The organism is Variovorax sp. CCNWLW235 (assembly GCF_037204085.1).
In the GTDB taxonomy this organism is placed as follows: Bacteria; Pseudomonadota; Gammaproteobacteria; order Burkholderiales; family Burkholderiaceae_C; genus Variovorax.
Window position 1 is genome coordinate 12,823 of the sequence record NZ_JBBCBW010000026.1, and the last position, 19,678, is coordinate 32,500.

Sequence of the window (19,678 nt, forward strand, 5' to 3'; positions counted from 1 at the left end):
CGGGACATGGCTCCCGCCTCCCCACTCCGGTGCATCCGGATTGGCACGCCGCTTGCATAACCTGACCACTTGCTCTGATTAAGCGGTCAAACACCATGCGCGTGCTCGTCGTCTACTGCCATCCGGTCGAAACCAGCTTCCATGCAGCCCTGCACCAGGAGGTGCTGAAGAACCTGCGCGCGGCGGGGCACGAGGTGGACGACTGCGACCTGTACGCGGAAGGCTTCAACCCGGTGCTCTCGCGCGAGGAGCGGCTCGGCTACCACGATGTGCCGGGCAACCAGTTGCCGCTCAAGCCCTATGTGGAGCGCCTGCAGTGGGCCGAGGGCATCGTTTTCTGCTTTCCGACTTGGTGCTTCGGCCTGCCGGCGATGCTGAAGGGTTACTTCGACCGGCTCTTCATGCCCGGCGTGGCCTTCGACATCAGCGACCCGGCCAACGTGAAGCCGATGCTCACGCACATCAAGCGCATCAGCGCCGTGGTCACCTATGGCCGGCCGCGCTGGATGGCCTGGTACATGGGCGATCCGCCGCGCAAGATTGTCACGCGCTACATGCTGCGGCTCACCGGCCGGCGCGCCAAGGTGGACTACCACGCCCACTATCACATGAACGTGGCGACCGAGCCCCAGCTCAAACGCTTCATGGCACGGGTGGGCACCGCAATGGCGCGCTTCGCATGACGGCGCCCGCTTTTCTCGACAACGCGCGCCTGCCGCGCTGGCTGCTGCCCGCCGACTGGCCACAGCAGGGCGGCGTGCCGGCGCTGGCGCACATCGAGCTCGAAGCCGGGCGTGTGCTGATGGTGCGGCCCGCGTCCGATGGCATGGCGCCTTCCCCGCAGGGTTGGGACCTTGCCGGGACGCTGGTGCTCCCCGGTTTTGTCGATGCGCACACGCACCTCGACAAGGCGTTCACGCTGCCGCGCATGAAAGAGGTGCAGCCCGGCCTGCTCGGCGCCATCGACGCGATGCTGAACGACCGCGTGCACTGGAGCGCCGGCGACGTGCGCGAGCGTGCCTCTCGCGGCCTGCAGTGGGCCTGGGAATGCGGCACCACGCATGTGCGCACGCATGTCGACTGGTGGGAGCCCGATACGGTGCCGCTGGCCTGGCCGGTGATGGCCGAACTGGCGCAGGAATGGGCAGGCAAGGTGCGGCTGGAGCAGGTCAGCCTGATCAAGCTGCCGCTGTTCGAAGATGCCGCGCAGGCGATGCGGCTCGCGCAGCAGGTAAAGGCCACGGGTCCGCAGGCAGTGCTGGGCGGCTTCGTGCATTCCACCAACTGGAGCGAACGGGCGCTGCGCAACCTGCTGGTGTCGGCGCAGGCCTGCGACCTGGACGTCGACCTGCACGTCGATGAAGAACTGAATCCGGCAGCGGTCGGCTTGCAGACCACCGCCCGCATCCTGCGAGAGATCGGCTTCGAAGGCCGCGTGGTGTGCGGCCATATCTGTGCGTTGGCCGCGCAGCCGGAAGCCCAGGCCTTTGCCACGCTCGACGCGGTGGCGCGCGCGCCGATTACCGTGGTGTCGCTGCCCGCCACCAACCTGCTGCTGCAAGACGCCGTCACGGGGCGCACGCCGCGCATGCGCGGCATCACGCTGGTGAAGGAGGCGCGCGATCGCGGCATTCCGCTGCTGTTTGCGAGCGACAACGTGCAAGACCCGTTCTGCCGGCTCGGCAGCTTCGACCCGGTCGAGGCACTGGGTACCGCCGCGCTGGTGGCGCAGCTCGACGAACCTTTCGACAACTGGTCGCAGGCGCTGTGCCGCGGCGACTGGCTTCAGCGCGGGGCCGCCACGGCGACGCCCACGCTTGTCGGCGCCAAGGCCGACCTGGTGCTGTTCACCCAGGCCGACCGCCACGGCTGGCCCTCGCGCAGCGCCACCCGCGTGGTGCTGCGCGAAGGCCGCGTCACGCACGGCGACGCGTCGCTTTTTCATTCCCGCTAAAGAACCAAGGACCTCCCATGCTCCACGGCTACATACCGCCCCATCGCTTTCTGCCCTACCTGAGCTGGACAGAAATTGCCGCGCTGCCCGACCGCGAGAACACGGTCATCGTGCTGCCCTGCGGCGCCATCGAGCAGCACGGGCCGCACCTGCCCTGCTCGGTCGACAGCGTGATCGCCTCGGGGGTGATGGGCAAGGCGCTCGAAAAGCTGCCGGCCGAGGTGCGCGCCTTCGCGCTGCCGACCATCACCTACGGCAAGTCGGAAGAGCACCTGCACTTTCCGGGCACCATGACGCTGACCGGCACCACGCTCTTGTCCACCGTCATCGAGATTGGCGAATCGGTCTACCGCGCGGGCTTTCGCAAGCTGCTGTTCGCCAACGGCCACGGCGGCCAGCCGCAGGTGCTGGAGATGGCGGCGCGTGAACTGCGCCTGCGCCATGGCGACTTCGTGGTGGTGCCGCATGGCGTGTCGCGCCTGCCGAACGCATCGAGCAAGCAGATCAGCGAGCAGGAAAAGCGCTTGTCGATGCATGCCGGCCATTCCGAGACCGCGCTGATGCTGGCGCTCGCGCCCGACACGGTGCACATGGAGCGCGCGGCCGCCAACTTTCCGCCGCCGTTCCCGATCAAGCTGCTGTCGGCCGACGGCCGCCCTGCGTGCGCATGGACAGCGCGCGACTTCGGCCCGAGCGGCGTGATCGGCGATCCGACCAGCGCCACGCGTGAACAGGGCGAAGAGATCCTGGACACGCTCTCGGACAGCTGGGTGCAGGCGCTGACCGAGCTGCATGCGCTGCGCTGGCTTGTGCGCGAAGAGGCGACCTGGGAGCGCGGCCATCAGCAGGGCTTCATCCAGCAATCGTTCGAGCCCGCCTGAGGCGCGCTACTTGCATCGGTTCACCGGCTTCCTTCTTCTTCAACCGTTCTTCCACCAGCCTCGAGAGGTTCCCACCATGCGTTCTTTCGCTCTTTCCATGGCCGGCGCCGCCGCGCTCGCACTGTTCTCCGCCGCTGCGCCGGCGCAGGACAAGTTCACCTACATGACCAACTGGTACGCGCAAGCCGAGCACGGCGGCTTCTACCAGGCGGTGGCACAGGGCATCTACAAGAAACACGGGCTCGACGTGACCATCAAGATGGGCGGACCGCAGGTCAACATCACGCAGATGATGGCCGCGGGCCAGGCCGACTGCATCATGGGCTCGAGCGACATCCAGATGATGCAGGTGCGCGAAGGCGGCGTGCCGGTGGTCAACGTGGCGGCCTTCTTCCAGAAAGACCCGCAGGTGCTGATTGCGCACGACGACGTCAAGAAGCTCGAGGACCTGAAGGGCAAGACGCTGCTGATCGGCGCGCAGGCCAACCGTGGCTACTGGCCGTGGCTCAAGGCCAAGTTCGGCCTTACCGATGAGCAGACGCGGCCCTACACCTTCAACATCCAGCCCTTTGTGGCCGACAAGAACACGGCGCAGCAGGGCTACCTGACCTCGGAGCCCTACGCCATCCAGAAGGCCGGCGTGAAGAGCACGGTGCTGATGTTCAGCGACCACGGCTTTCCGGCATACGCCACCACGGTGTCGTGCATGGAAAAGACCGTGAAGGACCGCAGCAAGCAGGTGGCGGCCTTCGTGAAAGCCTCGGCCGAAGGCTGGAAGAGCTACCTCGCCGACCCGGCGCCCGCCAACGCGCTGATCAAGAAGGACAACCCCAACATGACCGACGACCAGCTGGCCTACAGCGTCGCCAAGCTCAAGGAGATGGGCATGATCACCGGCGGCGACGCGGCCACGCTCGGCATCGGCGTGATCACCGACGCACGCTCCAAGGCGAGCTACGACTTTCTCGTGAGCGCCAAGCTGCTCGACCCCGCGAAGGTGGAGCTCGCGAAGACCTACACCACCGAGTTCGTGAAGGACGCGAAGGTACTGCCTTGAGTCTTGCGCCATGAACCGCATCGAACCCCACACCCTTGCGCCGCCCGCGGTGCCTGCCGTGCCCGCGGTGGAAGTTCTCTCGGCCGAGAAAACTTACCCCAACGGCACACAGGCGCTGCTGCCGGTGGACCTGTCGATTGCCGAAGGCGAATTCGTCACGCTGCTGGGGCCCTCGGGCTGTGGCAAGAGCACGCTGCTGAAAATGATTGCGGGCATGCTCGAGCCGAGCGATGGGCGCCTGCTGGTGTGGCGCAAGCCTGTGGCGGAAATCCACAGCTGCCCGCACAAGCTGTCATTCGTGTTCCAGTCGGCCACGCTGATGCCGTGGGCCAGCGTGCGCACCAACGTGCGGCTGCCGCTCGACTTGGCCGGCGTGCCGCGCAAGGAGGCCGACGCACGCGTGATGGAGTCGCTTGCGCTGGTGGGGCTCGAGAAGTTTGCCGATGCGCTGCCGCGTGCGCTCTCGGGCGGCATGCAGATGCGTGTCTCGATTGCACGCGGGCTGGTGACGCAGCCTGACCTGCTGCTGATGGACGAGCCCTTCGGCGCGCTCGACGAAATCACGCGCCACAAGCTCGATGCCGACCTGCTCGACCTGTGGCGCAAGAAGAAGCTCACGGTGATCTTCGTGACGCACTCGATCCACGAGGCGGTGTTTCTCTCGACCCGTGTCGTGATGATGGCTGCGCGGCCGGGCCGGGTGGTGGAGCAGTTTCACATCGACGAGCCCTATCCGCGCACACCCGACTTCATGGTGACCCCGGAATTCGCGCGCCATGCCAAGCGCCTGCAGGACAGCCTGCTGCGCGCGAGCCAAGGCGACGAGGAGCATGCGCAATGAAGAAGAGCACGCCCCTTCTGAATCAACCACGCGTACAGCGCGTGCTCTACCCGGTACTCATCGGCGTGGTACTGGTGGCGCTGTGGCAATGGATGGTGGTGGCGATGGAGTTGCCGCCGTACCTGGTGCCCTCGCCCATCCTGATGGTGCAGACGCTCGTCACCGACTGGGCGCCGCTCGGCAATGCGCTGCTGGTCACGCTCAAGATCACGCTGCTGTCGTTCGCGCTGGCCACGGTGGCGGGCGTGCTGATCTCGTTTCTCTTCGTGCAGAGCAAGCGCATCGAGACCGCGCTCTTTCCGTACGCGGTGCTGCTGCAGGTGACGCCCATCGTGGCGGTGGCACCGCTCATCATCATCTGGGTGAAGAACCCGGTAGCGGCAATGACGGTGTGCGCCGCGCTGGTGGCGCTGTTCCCGATCATCAGCAACACCACGCTCGGCCTGCGCAGCATCGATCCCGACCTGCAGAGCTACTTCAAGCTCAACCGAGCCACACGTTGGCAGCAGCTGGTGCGGCTGCGCATTCCGAGCGCGCTGCCTTACTTCTTCGGCGGACTGCGCATTTCGAGCGGCCTCGCGCTGATTGGCGCGGTGGTGGCCGAGTTCGTGGCCGGCACGGGCGGCTCGGGCGCCGGGCTGGCGTATCAGATTTTGCAGGCCGGCTTTCAGCTGAACATTCCGCGCATGTTCGCGGCCCTGCTGCTCATTTCGCTGACCGGCGTCGCGCTCTTCGTGCTGATGGCCTGGCTCACCAAGCTGGCGCTGGGCTCGTGGCACGCCAGCGAACTTTCCCAGGATTGAACCCTTGACCATGAACGCTTTAATTTCCGCCATAGAACAGCTGCAGCTCGAATTGCCCGAGCTCGACTGGATCACCGACGAAAGCCGCGTGACGCGGCTGTCGCAAGACTTCTCATGGTTCAGCCCGGTACTGACCCGCCAGTTGAAAGACAAGCGCGCCGACGTGGTCGTGCGTCCGCGCACCGAGGACGAGATTCGCGCAGTGGTCGGCGCCTGCGCACGGCGCAATGTGCCGATCACCCTCCGCGGCAGCGGCACCGGCAACTACGGCCAGACCACGCCGCTCGCAGGCGGCGTGGTGCTCGACATGACGGGCTACAACGCCTTTCTTTGGGTGAAGCCCGGCGTGGCGCGCGCGCAAGCCGGAATTCGCCTGGGTGAGCTCGAGAAGCAGACCAAACCTTCAGGCCAGGAGATGCGCTGCCTGCCCTCCACCTACCGCAGCGCCACGCTCGGGGGCCTGTTCGGCGGCGGCTTCGGCGGCGTGGGTTCCATCAACTACGGACCGCTCGGTGCGCCCGGCAACGTGCTCGGCATTCGCGCGATGACCATCGAGGCGGAGCCACAGGTGGTCGAACTGCGCGGCGCCGAGGCCATGCGCATGCACCACCTGTGGGGCACCAACGGGCTGGTGCTCGAAATCGAGGTGGCGCTCGCGCCATCGCATCCCTGGCTCGAAACGCTGGTGACCTTCGACAAGTTTGAAGACGCACTTCACTTCGCCGACAAGCTGGCCAATGCACCCGGCATCGTGAAGCGGGAGATCGCTTTTTTTGCCGCGCCCATTTCCGATCATCTGGCACAGCTCGCGGCACACCTGCCCAAGGGCTGCCACACGGTGCTGTCGCTCGTGGCCGAGTATTGCGAGCCGGCCATGCTGCAGCTGGCCGAAGCGTACGGCGGCACTGTGAGCTACCGCAAGACGGCGGCCGAGGTGCAGAAGAGCAACCGTACGCTGATGGAGTTCACCTGGAACCACACCACGCTGCATGCGCTGAAGGTCGACCCGACGCTGACTTACCTGCAGAGCGGCTTCATTCCGGGCCGGCAGGTCGAGCAGATCATCGAGATGGAGAAGCTGCTCGGCGGCGAGGTGATGATGCACATCGAGTTCATCCGCAACGTGGCGGGGCTCATGACCTGTAGCGGGCTTCAGCTGGTTCGCTTCAGCACCGAAGAAAGGCTCTCGGAGATCATCGACATTCACCGCGCCCACAACGTGCACATCAACAATCCGCATGTGAACATCGTGGAAGACGGCAAGGCCGGTGGGCCGCTGCCGCCCGAGGTCATCGAGGTGAAGAAGCGCTTCGATCCGATGGGGCTGCTGAACCCCGGCAAGCTGCGCGACTGGCCTGTGAAGGCGGTGCCGGCAACAGCCTGACGACGATCGCCCTGCGTCAGCCGTTGCGGCGGCGCAGGGCGAAGGCGATGCTGACGACGGCCAGCGCCGAAATCCACAACGGCCAGAGCCCGAACGGCGCCACCCAGCGCGCATACGGCGTGAGCCCCTTGCGGCCTTCCACTGGCGCTTCGAGCACGCCGCGCGTAAGGCGCGGCAGCTGGTGCGTGACCCGGCCTTCGGCGTCGATCACCACGGTAGCGCCGGTGTTGGTGGCCCGCACCATCGGCCGCGCGAATTCAAGCGAGCGCATGCGCGAGATGGCCAGGTGCTGATCGATGGCGACCGAATCGCCGAACCATGCGATGTTGCTCACGTTGAGCAGGATGGTCGGCGCCGTGGCCTCGTTCTTGAAGTTGGCGCCGATCTCGTCGCCGAACAAGTCTTCGTAGCAGATGTTCGGCGCGATGCGCTGGCCTTGCCAGGCGAAAGGCGCCTGCGCCAGGCCACCGCGGGCGAAGTCGCCGAGCGGAATGTTCATCATGCGGATGAACCAGCGAAAGCCCGGCGGAATGAACTCGCCGAAGGGAACGAGGTGGTGCTTGCTGTAGCTATAGGGTTCTGCAACGCCGGGCTGGAAGCCGAGCACCGCATTGCTGTAGGTGCCCTGGCCGCCCATCGGAAGCCCGACGATGGCCGCCTGAGTTCCCTGGCTGTAGCGCGCCTGAATGGCGTCGAGGTAACCGGCGGGCAGTTGCTGCGGCAGCAGCGGCAAGGCGGTTTCGGGCGTGACCACGAGCGAAGCGTTGGCGTCGCGCAGCTGCTCGCCGTACCAGCGCAGCGCCAGGTCGATGCCGCCGCCCGGAATGAATTTTTCGTCTTGCGGAATGTTGCCCTGGAGCAGTGCCAGCTGCAGCTTGCCGCTCGAACCCTTGTCGCCTTGCGCATCGGCGGGCAGCGGGTTGACCAGGTGCGGCGCCGCGAACACGGCGGCGATCACTGCCAGCGACTGCGCCAGTGCCGCGGTGCGCGCAGGCCGCGTGAGCGCAACGAGCGCGGCCACGATGGCGGCGACTGCGCCAATGCCGTAGACGCCAATCCACGGTGCCCAGGCTGCCAACGGCCCTTCGACGTGCGCGTAGCCGCCTGCGCCCCATGGAAAGCCGGTGAACCAGCTGCCGCGCACGAGTTCGGCCAGTGTCCACAGCGCGGCAAAGACCAGCGCGCCGGTCACAGGCCCCCGAGGCCCGCGAACGACGAACCAGGCGCAGGCCACTGCGTAGTAGAGCCCGAGCGCCGCCGCAAGCGCGAGCACCGCAATGGCAGCAAGCGGTGCCGGAAGCCCGCCGTAGGTGTGCATCGAGATGAAGAGCCACCAGAAGCTGCCGGTGAGCCAGGCCGTCGAAAAAAGCCAACCGTGCAGGCCGGCACGGCGCCAGCCCGCACCTTCGGCGCGCAGCCGGTCCAGCAGGCCGACGAGCACCGCCAGCGAGATCAGCTGCAGCCACCACAGCGGCTGTCCGTTCGTGGGCCAGGCAATGGCGGCGGCCTGCGCGAGCCCCGCGAAAGCAAAGCCGAGAAGGCGCAGCAGGCCCACGGCGGAAAAAATGCGCGAGGTGCGGAGCGTGGCCGCTGCGGGCAGCGGCATCAGTCGGCCGCGTCGCTGCCGCGGGCCGGGGACACCTTGAACCAACGCACGGCGCCGCCCTTGGTGTGCAGCACGACGAAGTCGAAGCCGCCGATGGCGTGGTGCTCGCCGCGCTTGGGTACGTGGCCCATTTCGTGCGCGATGAGGCCGCCGATGGTGTCGAAGTCTTCGCTCAGCTGTTCTTCGTCGAAGACGATGCCGAAGGCCTCGGCCACGCGCTCGATGGGCGTGTCGCCCGAGACGCGATAGGTGTGGTCGGCCAGGCCGAAGATGTCGCCCTCGTCCTCGGCAATGTCGAACTCGTCTTCGATCTCGCCGACGATCTGCTCGAGCACGTCCTCGATGGTGATGAGTCCGGCCACGCGGCCGAACTCGTCGATCACGATGGCCAGGTGGTTGCGGTTGCCGCGGAACTCGCGCAGCAGGTCGTTCAGGCCCTTGCTCTCTGGCACAAAGGTGGCCGGGCGCAGCAGCGCGCGAATGTTGAGTCCCGGCGCGCGCTGCAGCTTGAGCAGGTCTTTCGCGAGCAGGATGCCGATGATGTTTTCTTTTTCGCCCTCGTACACCGGAAAGCGCGAGTGCGCGGTGTCGATGACCAGGTGCAGCAGCGCGTCGAAGGGCGCGTCGATGTTCACCAGGTCCATGCGCGGGGCGGCGACCATCACGTCGCCGGCCGTCATGTCGGCCATGCGCAACACGCCTTCGAGCATCACGCGCGACTCCGCGCCGATCACCTCGTTGTCCTCGGCGTCGGCCAAGGTTTCGATCAGCTCGTCACGCGAGTCAGGACCGGGGTGGATGAATTCGGCCAGTTTCTGGAGAAAGCCGCGCTTGTCTTCCCGTTCGACGGGTGCGCGTTCAGGGTGAGGTTCGGCCACTGCGGGAGGCGTAGTTGAAGAGATACAAGGATACCGGATTGCGTGTGACAGGCTCTACCCCCGGCACGCGGGCCCTCGGCAATTCCGCTACAGGACGAAACAAGCGCGGCCGGTGCGGGCATCGCCTCGCGGGCGGGCCGGGCGTATGCCGCGGCATGCCGGGCTTGCTGCTACTGCTGCTACTGGGCCGACTTGCTGCGGGCGTCGCGAATGCCGCTGCGCACTTCCTGCAGGCTCGCGAGAAAGGCCCAGAACTGCTTGGCGCGGGTCTTGAGGTGGTAGTCGACGGCTGCGTAGTGCTCGAGTGCGATTTCGCTCATGCGGCTGTCGAAGGTGGCGCTCGGCAGCTGCAGATGCGCCTCGGATTCCGAACCGCTGCGCACCACGGTGGCGCCGGCGTTGCGGGCGATCTTCAGCATGGCGGCGTTTTCGCTCAGCGCATGAATGAAGAGCATGCCCACGCCTTCATTGCGTGCGACCACCACCGCGCGCTCGAACAGGCGGGCGCCGTAGCCGCGGCCGCGCGCATGCGCCGCCACGGACACGCCGAACTCGGCGCAGTCGCTGTGCTGGTCGTCCGGCGCAAATGCCAAGTGCGCCATGGCGATCAGGTCGAGGCGGCGGTTGTAGATGCCGAAGAGCTCGTCGCGGTCGAAGTCGAGACCGTCGACATAGCGCTGCACCTGCTCGTCCGACGCGGCATAGCCGAAGCGCAGATAGCGGTCATGGGGGGTCAGTGCCAGCAGGTGGCGCGCGATGCGGTCGCGTTCGCGCGGGCCGATCGAGCGGATCGGCACCATGACTGGCTGGGGCGCGGAGGTCGCGCGCGGTTGCGCCTCAACCATCGGCGCCTTCAGGAAAGAGCCGAGGCCGAGAGACGCTTGAATAAGGGTCTTGGCGGTGAGCATGGCTCAAATATAAGGGTTTCCCCTTAATCAACAAGTCCGAACGGGTACTTCCGGTTGTCATTTGTGAACCAGTACCAAAGCGCGTGTGATTCCAGCAACGAATTCGTTGCTAAACCGGTACAGCCGTTGTGGCCTTGACACGGTCGAGCACAAAGCTGGTCTTGCAGTCTTCAACGCTCGGGTGCTTGAGCAGGGTGTCCATGATGAAGCGGCTGTAGTGGCCCATGTCGGCGACCACCACGCGCAAGAGGTAGTCCATTTCGCCGGTGAGCGCCGCGCATTCGACCACCTCAGGCCAGGTCTGGACGCTGGCGCGGAACAGGTCCATGGGGTTGCGCTTGTGGCTCTCGGTGTGCTTTTCGAGCCTGACATTGAGATAGGCGGTGAGGCCCAGACCGATGACTTCGGGGCGAACGAGAGCCACGTAGCGGTCGATGACGCCGCTTTCCTCCAGCCGCTTGACCCGCCTGAGCACAGCACTCGGAGAAAGGCTGACCTGCTCGGCAATCTGGTCATAGGTGGCACGCCCGTCTGCTTGCAGCGTGCGCAATATGAGCCGATCAATCTTGTCGAGTGCTTCCATACCGCCATTTTTGCAGTTTTTCTGCGTCTTTGCTATTTATGGCGCCCAACAACGCTGAAAACGTGAGCGGCATCCGCCCTACATTGCTGCAAAGGCCGCTTCGGTGCGCTTTTTCGCAATTTCTCTGCTTTTCTAATCCCATCGAACCCCACCTCTGGAGACCCCTATGAGCCATACCGACGCCCCCGCCTTCACGCCCTGGGAGAACCCGATGGGGACCGACGGCTTTGAATTCATCGAGTACGCGGCGCCGGATCCGGTGGCGATGGGTCAGGTGTTCGAGCGCATGGGCTTCACGGCAGTGGCCAGGCACCGCCACAAGAACGTGCTGCTGTACCGCCAGGGCACGATCAACTTCATCGTGAATGCCGAGCCTGATTCCTTCGCGCAGCGCTTTGCGCGCGAGCACGGCCCGAGCGTCTGCGCCATTGCTTTTCGGGTGCAGGACGCCAAGCAGGCCTACGAGCGCGCGATTTCGCTCGGCGCCTGGGGTTTTGCCGACAAGGCCGGCCCAGGCGAGCTGAATATTCCCGCCATCAAGGGCATCGGCGACAGCCTGATCTACCTGGTCGACCGCTGGCCCGGCAAGAACGGTGCGAAGCCGGGTGACATCGGCAACATCGGCTTCTACGACGTCGACTTCGAGCCGCTGCCGGGTGTGGCCTCTCAAGATGCGCTGGCGCCCAAGGGCAACGGCCTCACGTATATCGACCACCTCACGCACAACGTGTATCGCGGCCGGATGAATGTGTGGGCCGGCTTCTACGAGAAGCTCTTCAACTTCCGCGAGATCAAGTACTTCGACATCGAAGGCCAGGTGACGGGCGTGAAGAGCAAGGCCATGACCAGCCCCTGCGGCAAGATCCGCATCCCGATCAACGAAGAGGGCAAGGAGCAGGCGGGCCAAATCCAGGAGTACCTGGACATGTACCGCGGCGAAGGCATCCAGCACATCGCAATGGGCTCGGACAACCTGTATGAAACCGTCGACGCGCTGCGCGCCAAGGGCGTGACGCTGCTCGACACCATCGACACGTACTATGAGCTGGTCGACAAGCGCATTCCCGGACACGGCGAAAGCGTGGCCGAGCTGCAGAAGCGCAAGATCCTGATCGACGGCAAGAAAGACGCCCTGCTGCTGCAGATCTTCAGCGAAAACCAGCTCGGTCCGATCTTCTTCGAGTTCATCCAGCGCAAGGGCGATGATGGCTTCGGCAACGGCAACTTCAAGGCGCTGTTCGAAAGCATCGAGCTCGACCAGATGCGCCGGGGCGTGTTGGCAGCCCCAAAATAAGCGCTTCTTTCATCGCCCAGGAGCCTCCATGCGCAGCACGTTTTCGATCGGCCTGACCCTCATCGCGGCCGCCGCCGTTCTTTCCGGTTGCGCAATGGCGCCGGCCGCCCCGGCGGGCGTGTCGCACCTGGACACGGTGCAGAAGGCCGCCGTGCTGCGCATCTGCACGCCGGGCGACTACAGGCCGTTCAGCTTTCACAAGGCGGACGGCTCGTTCGAAGGCATCGACGTCGACCTGATGACGGGCTTCAGCACCAGCCTGGGCGCCAAGCCCGAGTGGGTGAAGACCACCTGGGCAAACCTGCTGCCCGACCTCACGGCCGGCAAGTGCGACATTGCGGTCGGCGGCGTTTCGGTGACCACCGACCGACAGAAGCGCGCGTTCTTCAGCGCCCCCTACATGGTGAACGGCAAGGCGCCCATCGCGCGCTGTGCCGACGTTGCCAAGTACCAGAGCGTGGCCGACATCGACAAGCCCTCCACCCGGGTCATCTTCAACCCGGGCGGCAGCAACGAGCGCTTCGCGCGCGCCAATTTCAAGCAGGCCAAGCTCACGCTGCACGGCGAGAACGTGACGATCTTCGACGAGATTCTTGCCAACCGCGCCGATGTCTTCGTGACCGAGTCCGCGGAAGCCATCACGCAGCAGAAGCTCAAGCCGGGGCTCTGCGCAATCAACCCCGAAAAGCCGCTGCAGTACGGCGAAATGGCCTGGATGCTGCCGCGCGATGACGTGGCCTTCAAGGCCTATGTCGACCAATGGCTGCACCTGCAGCAAGCAGGCGGCGATTTCCAGCGCGTGATGAACCGCTGGCTCAAATAACCCGAGAGCAATTTCCCATGGACACTCCTGCCGCCGCCACTGCTGCTGCTGTCAAACCTGCTGTTTACGGCGCTTCGGATCGCCCGCCGCGCGGCGACTACTCGCGCGGCGGCGCGGTGCATGCCGACTACACCTGCCCGCAGGACTGGGCCAGCTACACGGCGGCCGACCATGACACCTACAGGCGCCTGTACGAGCGGCAGGCCGCGCAGCTGCCGGGCCTGGCCTGCGACGCGTTCATCAAGGCGCTGCCTTCGCTCGGCGTGAAGGACCGCATCCCGCGCTTCGAGGAAATCAACGAGCGGCTGCATCGCGCCACTGGATGGGAAATCGTCGCGGTGCCGGGGCTGATTCCGGAGTTGCCGTTCTTTACCTTGCTGGCGAACCGCAAGTTTCCGGTGACCGACTGGATCCGCAAGCCCGAGGAGTTCAACTACATCGTCGAGCCCGATGTGTTCCACGATCTGTTCGGCCATGTGCCGATGCTGTTCGACCCGACGTTTGCAGACTATGTGCAGCGCTATGGCGCCGGCGGGATCAAAGCGCACGAGCTGGGTGCCGGCGAAAAGCTGTCGCGGCTGTACTGGTACACGGTGGAGTTCGGATTGATTCGTCAGCCCGATGGCCTGCGTGCCTATGGCGCCGGCATCCTGAGCTCGGTGGGCGAGTTGAAGCACGCAGTGCTCAGCAACGAGCCGCGCCGACTTCCGCTGGACCTGCTGCGTGCCATGCGCACGCGCTACAAGATCGACACCTACCAGGCTAACTATTTCGTGATCAAGAGCTTCGCGGAGCTTTTCGAACTCACGGCGCCCGACTTCACGCCGATCTACAAGGCGCTGGAAGTCGAGCCCGACATCGAAGCCGGCGTGCTGCTGCCGGGCGAGACTGGCAAGGCCTGAAAACGCTCCTCGCGGGCTGACAGCACGCGGCAGGCGTGCGTGCGCCGCATTGCCGGACCTATCGCGCGCGCGACAGTGGGTGCCTTGCTCCTAGGACAAGCCCGCTGGTGGCGGAGTGCATCTGACTCCCACAATCCGCGCAAAGGAGCCTGCATGCAGACATTCGCGCGACCCTCAAACTATCCGGCCGACGTGCCGCACGAGATCAACCCCGAGCAGTACCGGTCTCTGACCCACATGTTCGACGAGGCCTTCGGCCGCTATGCCGAGCGACCGTTCTCGGTCTGCATGGAGCGCTGGATGTCGTACGGGGAGCTCGACACGCTGTCGAAGGCCCTGGGCGCTTGGCTTCAATCGCTCGGCCTCGAGCCGGGCGCGCGAGTGGCCATCATGCTGCCCAACGTGCCCCAGTTCGCAGTCACGATGTGCGGCGTGCTCCGGGCGGGCTATACCTGCGTCAACGTCAATCCGCTCTATACGGCGCGCGAGCTCGAGCACCAGCTCAAGGACTCCGGTGCCACGGCCATCGTCATCCTCGAGAACTTCGCGTCGACGTTGGAACAGGTGATCGAGCGTACGCCCGTCAAGCATGTGGTCGTCACCTCGATGGGCGATCTGCTCGGCGGCCTCTATGGCGCTTGGATCACCGTCGCGGTTCGCCACCTGGCGAAGATGGTTCCGCCCTACAAGCTGCCGCTGAGCGATGGGCGGACGGTCACCGAGTTTTCCAAAGCCATCGCCGAGGGGCGCGGGCGCACGCTGGGGCCGGATCAGAGCACGCTCGATTCGATCGCATTCCTGCAGTACACCGGCGGCACGACGGGTTTGTCCAAGGGGGCGGTGCTGACCCACCGCAACATCGTTGCGGCGACCCTGCAGGCGGAGGCCTGGTTCACGCCGGCCCTCTCGCGGGCGGGCGACCTGTCCAAGGTCAACAGCATTGCGGCGTTGCCGCTGTATCACATCTTCGCGCTGACGCTGTGCCTGCTGGTTATCCGGCAGGGCTCGCACATGACGCTGATTCCCAACCCGCGGGACTTCGACAAGTTCATCGCGGTGCTCAAGAAGCGGCCATTCCACATGCTGCCGGCAGTGAACACGCTGTTCAATGCGCTGCTGATGCATCCGCAGTTCAAGTCGATCGATTTCTCGACGCTGTTCGTCTCGCAGGCCGGCGGCATGGCGGCCTCGGAGGGCACCGCACAGCGATGGTTCGAAGCCACTGGCTGCCCGATGATCGAAGGCTGGGGCATGAGCGAGACCTGTGCGATCGGTACGAACAATCCTGTGTCGAACACGAAGTTCACGGGCACCATCGGCTTGCCGCTGCCGAGCATCGAGATTGCCATCAAGGACGATGAAGGCAACTCCCTGCCAATCGGTGCGGCAGGCGAGCTTTGCATCAAGGGCCCGAACGTGATGACCGGCTACTACAACCAGCCGGCCGAGACCGCGGCAGCCTTCACCGCGGACGGGTTCATGCGCACAGGCGACATCGCCGTCATGCAGGAAGACGGCTACAGCCGCATCGTCGACCGCAAGAAGGACATGATCCTCGTCAGCGGCTTCAACGTCTTTCCGAACGAGCTCGAGAACGTGATCTCACTTTGCCCGGGCGTTGTCGAATGCGCCGCCGTGGGGGTGCCGGACGAGAAGCAGGGCGAAGCGATCAAGGTGTTCGTCGTGCGCAGGGATCCGATGCTGACCGAAGAGGCGGTGCTCCAGTACTGCAACAGCCAGCTCACCGGCTACAAGCGCCCAAAGCACATCGAGTTCCGCGAAACCCTGCCGAAAACCAATGTCGGAAAGATCCTGCGTCGTGAGCTTCGAACCAGCGCGAGCGTCTGAGTGAGCGAGCGCGCCGCGGCTGGGCTGCCGGCGAATCTCGTGGTCTTCGAGCGCGGGTGGCTTTCATCGAACAGTATTCTGTTTGTCGGGACCGACGAAACCGCGCTGGTCGATACCGGGTATGCCACGCATGCCGATCAAACCTTGGCGCTTGTCGAATCGACGCTCGGAACGCGGCCGCTCGATCGAATATTGAATACCCATCTGCATAGCGATCACTGCGGCGGCAACGCGGCGCTGCAGCGGCACTATCCGAAGGTGCAAACGGAGATTCCGCCTGGAGAGGCGGATCTTGTGGGGCCATGGGACGAAGGCGGCTTTAACTTTCGTGCGACAGGACAGATATGTCCACGGTTTCGGTTCGACGGGCTGCTGCGGCCTGGGACGGAATGCATACTTGGCGACAGGGCTTGGCAGGTGCACAGCGCACCAGGCCACGATCCGCATTCGATCATTCTGTTCGACCCCGTCTCGCGAACACTGATCTCAGCCGATGCCCTTTGGGAAAACGGTTTTGGTGTTGCTTTTCCCGAGCTGGCAGGTGAGCCGTCGTTCGGAGATATCGCTGGGACGCTGGATCGCATCGAGACGTTGGCGCCACTTCAGGTGATCCCTGGCCATGGACGCGTCTTCAATGACGTCCGCAATTCTCTGGCTACAGCACGCCGGCGGCTCGACGGCCTTCAGCGGGATCCGGTGAAGCATGCACGGCATGCCATCAAAGTGCTGATGAAGTTCAAGCTGCTCGAGGTGCAGTCCATTGCGCTGAACGAATGGGCCGATTGGCTTCGGAGCGCGTCATATTTCGGTGTTATCCGCGAGCGCTTCTTCCCAGATACGGAGTTGGATCAACTGGCCGAAGATATCTTGGCTGAATTGGTCGCCGCCGGTGCGGCCGATACGGATTCGGCGCACATCCGAAATATTTGACACTTGCCACTCGGCAATAAAAAAAGCGCGTCACCGAGAAATGCGCGCTTTTTAAAAATCCAAAAGAAAAAAGCCCAACACGCTGTGTTGGGCTTTTCCTGGCTGTAAGAGCCTGACGATGACCTACTTTCACACGGGAACCCGCACTATCATCGGCGCTGACGCGTTTCACTGTCCTGTTCGGGATGGGAAGGAGTGGTACCACGTCGCTATGGTCATCAGGCATAACTTGTTGTCTGGTTGATCACATGATCAATCAAACGAATTCATAGAGTTTGGAATCAGCACGCAATGACTGCGCTGCTTGAATGTATTTTGAATGCGTCAACTTGGCATAACACCTTGATCTGATCGATCAAAGTTATAGGGTCAAGCCGCACGAGCAATTAGTATCAGTTAGCTTAACGCATTACTGCGCTTCCACACCTGACCTATCAACGTCCTGGTCTTGAACGACTCTTTAGGGGGCTCAAGGCCCCGGCAGATCTCATCTTGAAACGAGTTTCCCGCTTAGATGCTTTCAGCGGTTATCTCTTCCACACTTAGCTACTCGGCAATGCCACTGGCGTGACAACCGATACACCAGAGGTGTGTCCACTCCGGTCCTCTCGTACTAGGAGCAGGCTTCCTCAAATCTGCAGCGCCCACGGAAGATAGGGACCAAACTGTCTCACGACGTTTTAAACCCAGCTCACGTACCTCTTTAAATGGCGAACAGCCATACCCTTGGGACCGGCTACAGCCCCAGGATGAGATGAGCCGACATCGAGGTGCCAAACACCGCCGTCGATATGAACTCTTGGGCGGTATCAGCCTGTTATCCCCAGAGTACCTTTTATCCGTTGAGCGATGGCCCTTCCATACAGAACCACCGGATCACTATGTCCTGCTTTCGCATCTGCTCGACTTGTCAGTCTCGCAGTTAAGCACGCTTATGCCATTGCACTATCGTCACGATGTCCGACCGTAACTAGCGTACCTTCGAACTCCTCCGTTACGCTTTGGGAGGAGACCGCCCCAGTCAAACTGCCTACCATGCACTGTCCCCGATCCAGATAATGGACCTAGGTTAGAACCTCAAACACACCAGGGTGGTATTTCAACGTTGGCTCCACAAGATCTAGCGACCCTGCTTCAAAGCCTCCCACCTATCCTACACAGATCTGTTCAAAGTCCAATACAAAGCTACAGTAAAGGTTCATGGGGTCTTTCCGTCTTTCCGCGGGGAGATTGCATCATCACAAACATTTCAACTTCGCTGAGTCTCAGGAGGAGACAGTGTGGCCATCGTTACGCCATTCGTGCAGGTCGGAACTTACCCGACAAGGAATTTCGCTACCTTAGGACCGTTATAGTTACGGCCGCCGTTTACTGGGACTTCAATCAAGAGCTTGCACCCCATCATTTAATCTTCCAGCACCGGGCAGGCGTCACACCCTATACGTCCACTTTCGTGTTTGCAGAGTGCTGTGTTTTTAATAAACAGTCGCAGCCACCGATTTTTTGCAACCCATTCATGCTTCGTTGTTCACTACACACTAATAGGGCACACCTTCTTCCGAAGTTACGGTGTCAATTTGCCGAGTTCCTTCTCCTGAGTTCTCTCAAGCGCCTTAGAATACTCATCTCGCGCACCAGTGTCGGTTTGCGGTACGGTCGTATATAGCTGAAGCTTAGTGGCTTTTCCTGGAACCTCGTTCAGTCACTTCACGGACAAGTCCGCTCGATCGTTGGCCTCGGTATATGTGCACCGGATTTGCCTAATGCACGCCTACATCCAACTAAACCAGAATAATCCAATAACTGGATGACCTATTAAGATCCGTCCCCACATCGCACTATATATCGGTACAGGAATATTGACCTGTTTCCCATCAGCTACGCATCTCTGCCTCGCCTTAGGGGCCGACTCACTCTACGCCGATGAACGTTGCGTAGAAAACCTTGCGCTTACGGCGAGGGGGCTTTTCACCCCCTTTAACGCTACTCATGTCAGCATTCGCACTTCTGATACCTCCAGCACGCTTTACAACGCACCTTCACAGGCTTACAGAACGCTCTCCTACCACTTGCAATAAATTGCAAATCCGCAGCTTCGGTAACTGGCTTAGCCCCGTTACATCTTCCGCGCAGGACGACTCGATCAGTGAGCTATTACGCTTTCTTTAAATGATGGCTGCTTCTAAGCCAACATCCTGACTGTTTTAGCCTTCCCACTTCGTTTCCCACTTAGCCAATTTTAGGGACCTTAGCTGGCGGTCTGGGTTGTTTCCCTCTTGAGTCCGGACGTTAGCACCCGGTGCTCTGTCTCCCAAGCTGTACTCATCGGTATTCGGAGTTTGCCTTGGTTTGGTAAGTCGCCATGACCCCCTAGCCAAAACAGTGCTCTACCCCCGATGGTAATACTTGAGGCACTACCTAAATAGTTTTCGGAGAGAACCAGCTATTTCCAAGTTTGTTTAGCCTTTCACCCCTATCCACAGCTCATCCGCTAGTTTTGCAACACTAGTCGGTTCGGACCTCCAGTACCTGTTACGGCACCTTCATCCTGGCCATGGATAGATCACTTGGTTTCGGGTCTACACCCAGCGACTGATCGCCCTATTCGGACTCGATTTCTCTACGGCTTCCCTATTCGGTTAACCTTGCCACTGAATGTAAGTCGCTGACCCATTATACAAAAGGTACGCAGTCACCCCTTACGAGGCTCCTACTTTTTGTAAGCACGCGGTTTCAGGATCTATTTCACTCCCCTCCCGGGGTTCTTTTCGCCTTTCCCTCACGGTACTAGTTCACTATCGGTCGATGATGAGTATTTAGCCTTGGAGGATGGTCCCCCCATATTCAGACAGGATTTCTCGTGTCCCGCCCTACTTGTCGTTAGCTCAGTACCACACAGGTCATTTCACGTACGGGGCTATCACCCGCTATGGCCAGCCTTTCCAAGCTGTTCCGTTATGTCTTGTGCTATCACTAACAGGCTTCT

The 19,678-nt window shown here is 62.7% G+C and carries 16 protein-coding genes and 2 rRNA genes (1 of these 18 cut by a window edge); 12 read left to right on the forward strand and 6 right to left on the reverse strand.

Annotation, left to right across the window (positions count from 1 at the left end; all coding sequences use genetic code 11):
- The first annotated feature begins 95 nt into the window (after window positions 1–95).
- The 7 genes from V9L21_RS22605 (at window position 96) to V9L21_RS22635 (ending at window position 6,920) form a co-directional block, all read left to right on the forward strand.
- Entirely contained in the window at window positions 96–683 is a 588-nt protein-coding gene (locus V9L21_RS22605; RefSeq protein ID WP_258502527.1) for an NAD(P)H-dependent oxidoreductase, read from the forward strand.
- Window positions 680–1,954, forward strand: a complete 1,275-nt coding sequence (locus V9L21_RS22610; protein ID WP_337315112.1) for an amidohydrolase family protein — start codon at window positions 680–682, stop codon at window positions 1,952–1,954. The genes V9L21_RS22605 and V9L21_RS22610 overlap by 4 nt, the downstream gene beginning before the upstream one ends.
- Before the next feature lie 17 nt (window positions 1,955–1,971).
- Window positions 1,972–2,835, forward strand: coding sequence for a creatininase family protein (locus V9L21_RS22615; protein WP_337315113.1), 864 nt, complete (start codon window positions 1,972–1,974; stop codon window positions 2,833–2,835).
- A gap of 76 nt (window positions 2,836–2,911) precedes the next feature.
- Window positions 2,912–3,892: an ABC transporter substrate-binding protein gene (locus tag V9L21_RS22620; protein ID WP_337315114.1), complete on the forward strand. Its 981-nt coding sequence runs from the start codon at window positions 2,912–2,914 to the stop codon at window positions 3,890–3,892.
- Window positions 3,893–3,902: 10 nt separating this feature from the next.
- Entirely contained in the window at window positions 3,903–4,733 is an 831-nt protein-coding gene (locus V9L21_RS22625; RefSeq protein WP_258502531.1) for an ABC transporter ATP-binding protein, read from the forward strand.
- On the forward strand, window positions 4,730–5,536 hold the full coding sequence (locus V9L21_RS22630) for an ABC transporter permease (RefSeq protein WP_281146824.1): 807 nt from the start codon (window positions 4,730–4,732) through the stop codon (window positions 5,534–5,536). The genes V9L21_RS22625 and V9L21_RS22630 overlap by 4 nt, the downstream gene beginning before the upstream one ends.
- Before the next feature lie 10 nt (window positions 5,537–5,546).
- Window positions 5,547–6,920 (forward strand): FAD-binding oxidoreductase, encoded by a 1,374-nt coding sequence (locus V9L21_RS22635; protein ID WP_337315115.1) that lies wholly within the window; start codon window positions 5,547–5,549, stop codon window positions 6,918–6,920.
- A gap of 16 nt (window positions 6,921–6,936) precedes the next feature.
- Here V9L21_RS22635 and lnt read toward each other — a convergent pair whose 3' ends face one another.
- From lnt to V9L21_RS22655, 4 genes are all read right to left on the reverse strand, one after another.
- Window positions 6,937–8,526: an apolipoprotein N-acyltransferase gene (lnt, locus tag V9L21_RS22640; RefSeq protein ID WP_337315116.1), complete on the reverse strand. Its 1,590-nt coding sequence runs from the start codon at window positions 8,524–8,526 to the stop codon at window positions 6,937–6,939.
- Complete coding sequence (locus V9L21_RS22645; protein ID WP_021012634.1) at window positions 8,526–9,404, reverse strand: HlyC/CorC family transporter; 879 nt, start codon at window positions 9,402–9,404, stop codon at window positions 8,526–8,528. The genes lnt and V9L21_RS22645 overlap by 1 nt, the downstream gene beginning before the upstream one ends.
- Before the next feature lie 179 nt (window positions 9,405–9,583).
- Window positions 9,584–10,312, reverse strand: coding sequence for a GNAT family N-acetyltransferase (locus V9L21_RS22650; RefSeq protein ID WP_157616095.1), 729 nt, complete (start codon window positions 10,310–10,312; stop codon window positions 9,584–9,586).
- Window positions 10,313–10,421: 109 nt separating this feature from the next.
- A complete protein-coding gene (locus V9L21_RS22655; protein WP_157616096.1) occupies window positions 10,422–10,895 on the reverse strand; it encodes an Lrp/AsnC family transcriptional regulator in 474 nt (157 codons plus the stop codon).
- Window positions 10,896–11,061: 166 nt separating this feature from the next.
- Here V9L21_RS22655 and hppD point away from each other — a divergent pair, with 166 nt between their 5' ends.
- The 5 genes from hppD (at window position 11,062) to V9L21_RS22680 (ending at window position 16,692) form a co-directional block, all read left to right on the forward strand.
- Window positions 11,062–12,189, forward strand: a complete 1,128-nt coding sequence (hppD, locus tag V9L21_RS22660; RefSeq protein ID WP_293407860.1) for a 4-hydroxyphenylpyruvate dioxygenase — start codon at window positions 11,062–11,064, stop codon at window positions 12,187–12,189.
- A 28-nt stretch (window positions 12,190–12,217) separates the two neighbouring features.
- Window positions 12,218–13,012: a transporter substrate-binding domain-containing protein gene (locus tag V9L21_RS22665; protein WP_337315117.1), complete on the forward strand. Its 795-nt coding sequence runs from the start codon at window positions 12,218–12,220 to the stop codon at window positions 13,010–13,012.
- Between the two features lie 17 nt (window positions 13,013–13,029).
- Entirely contained in the window at window positions 13,030–13,914 is an 885-nt protein-coding gene (gene phhA / locus V9L21_RS22670) for a phenylalanine 4-monooxygenase (RefSeq protein ID WP_337315118.1), read from the forward strand.
- 153 nt (window positions 13,915–14,067) lie between these two features.
- On the forward strand, window positions 14,068–15,762 hold the full coding sequence (locus tag V9L21_RS22675; RefSeq protein WP_337315119.1) for an AMP-binding protein: 1,695 nt from the start codon (window positions 14,068–14,070) through the stop codon (window positions 15,760–15,762).
- A complete protein-coding gene (locus V9L21_RS22680; RefSeq protein ID WP_337315120.1) occupies window positions 15,763–16,692 on the forward strand; it encodes an MBL fold metallo-hydrolase in 930 nt (309 codons plus the stop codon). It begins immediately after the preceding gene.
- 110 nt (window positions 16,693–16,802) lie between these two features.
- On the opposite strand, the gene rrf is transcribed toward V9L21_RS22680, so the two are convergent.
- Window positions 16,803–16,915: ribosomal RNA gene (rrf, locus tag V9L21_RS22685) — 5S ribosomal RNA — on the reverse strand.
- A gap of 142 nt (window positions 16,916–17,057) precedes the next feature.
- Window positions 17,058–19,678, reverse strand: a 23S ribosomal RNA gene (locus V9L21_RS22690) (it continues 253 nt past the right edge of the window).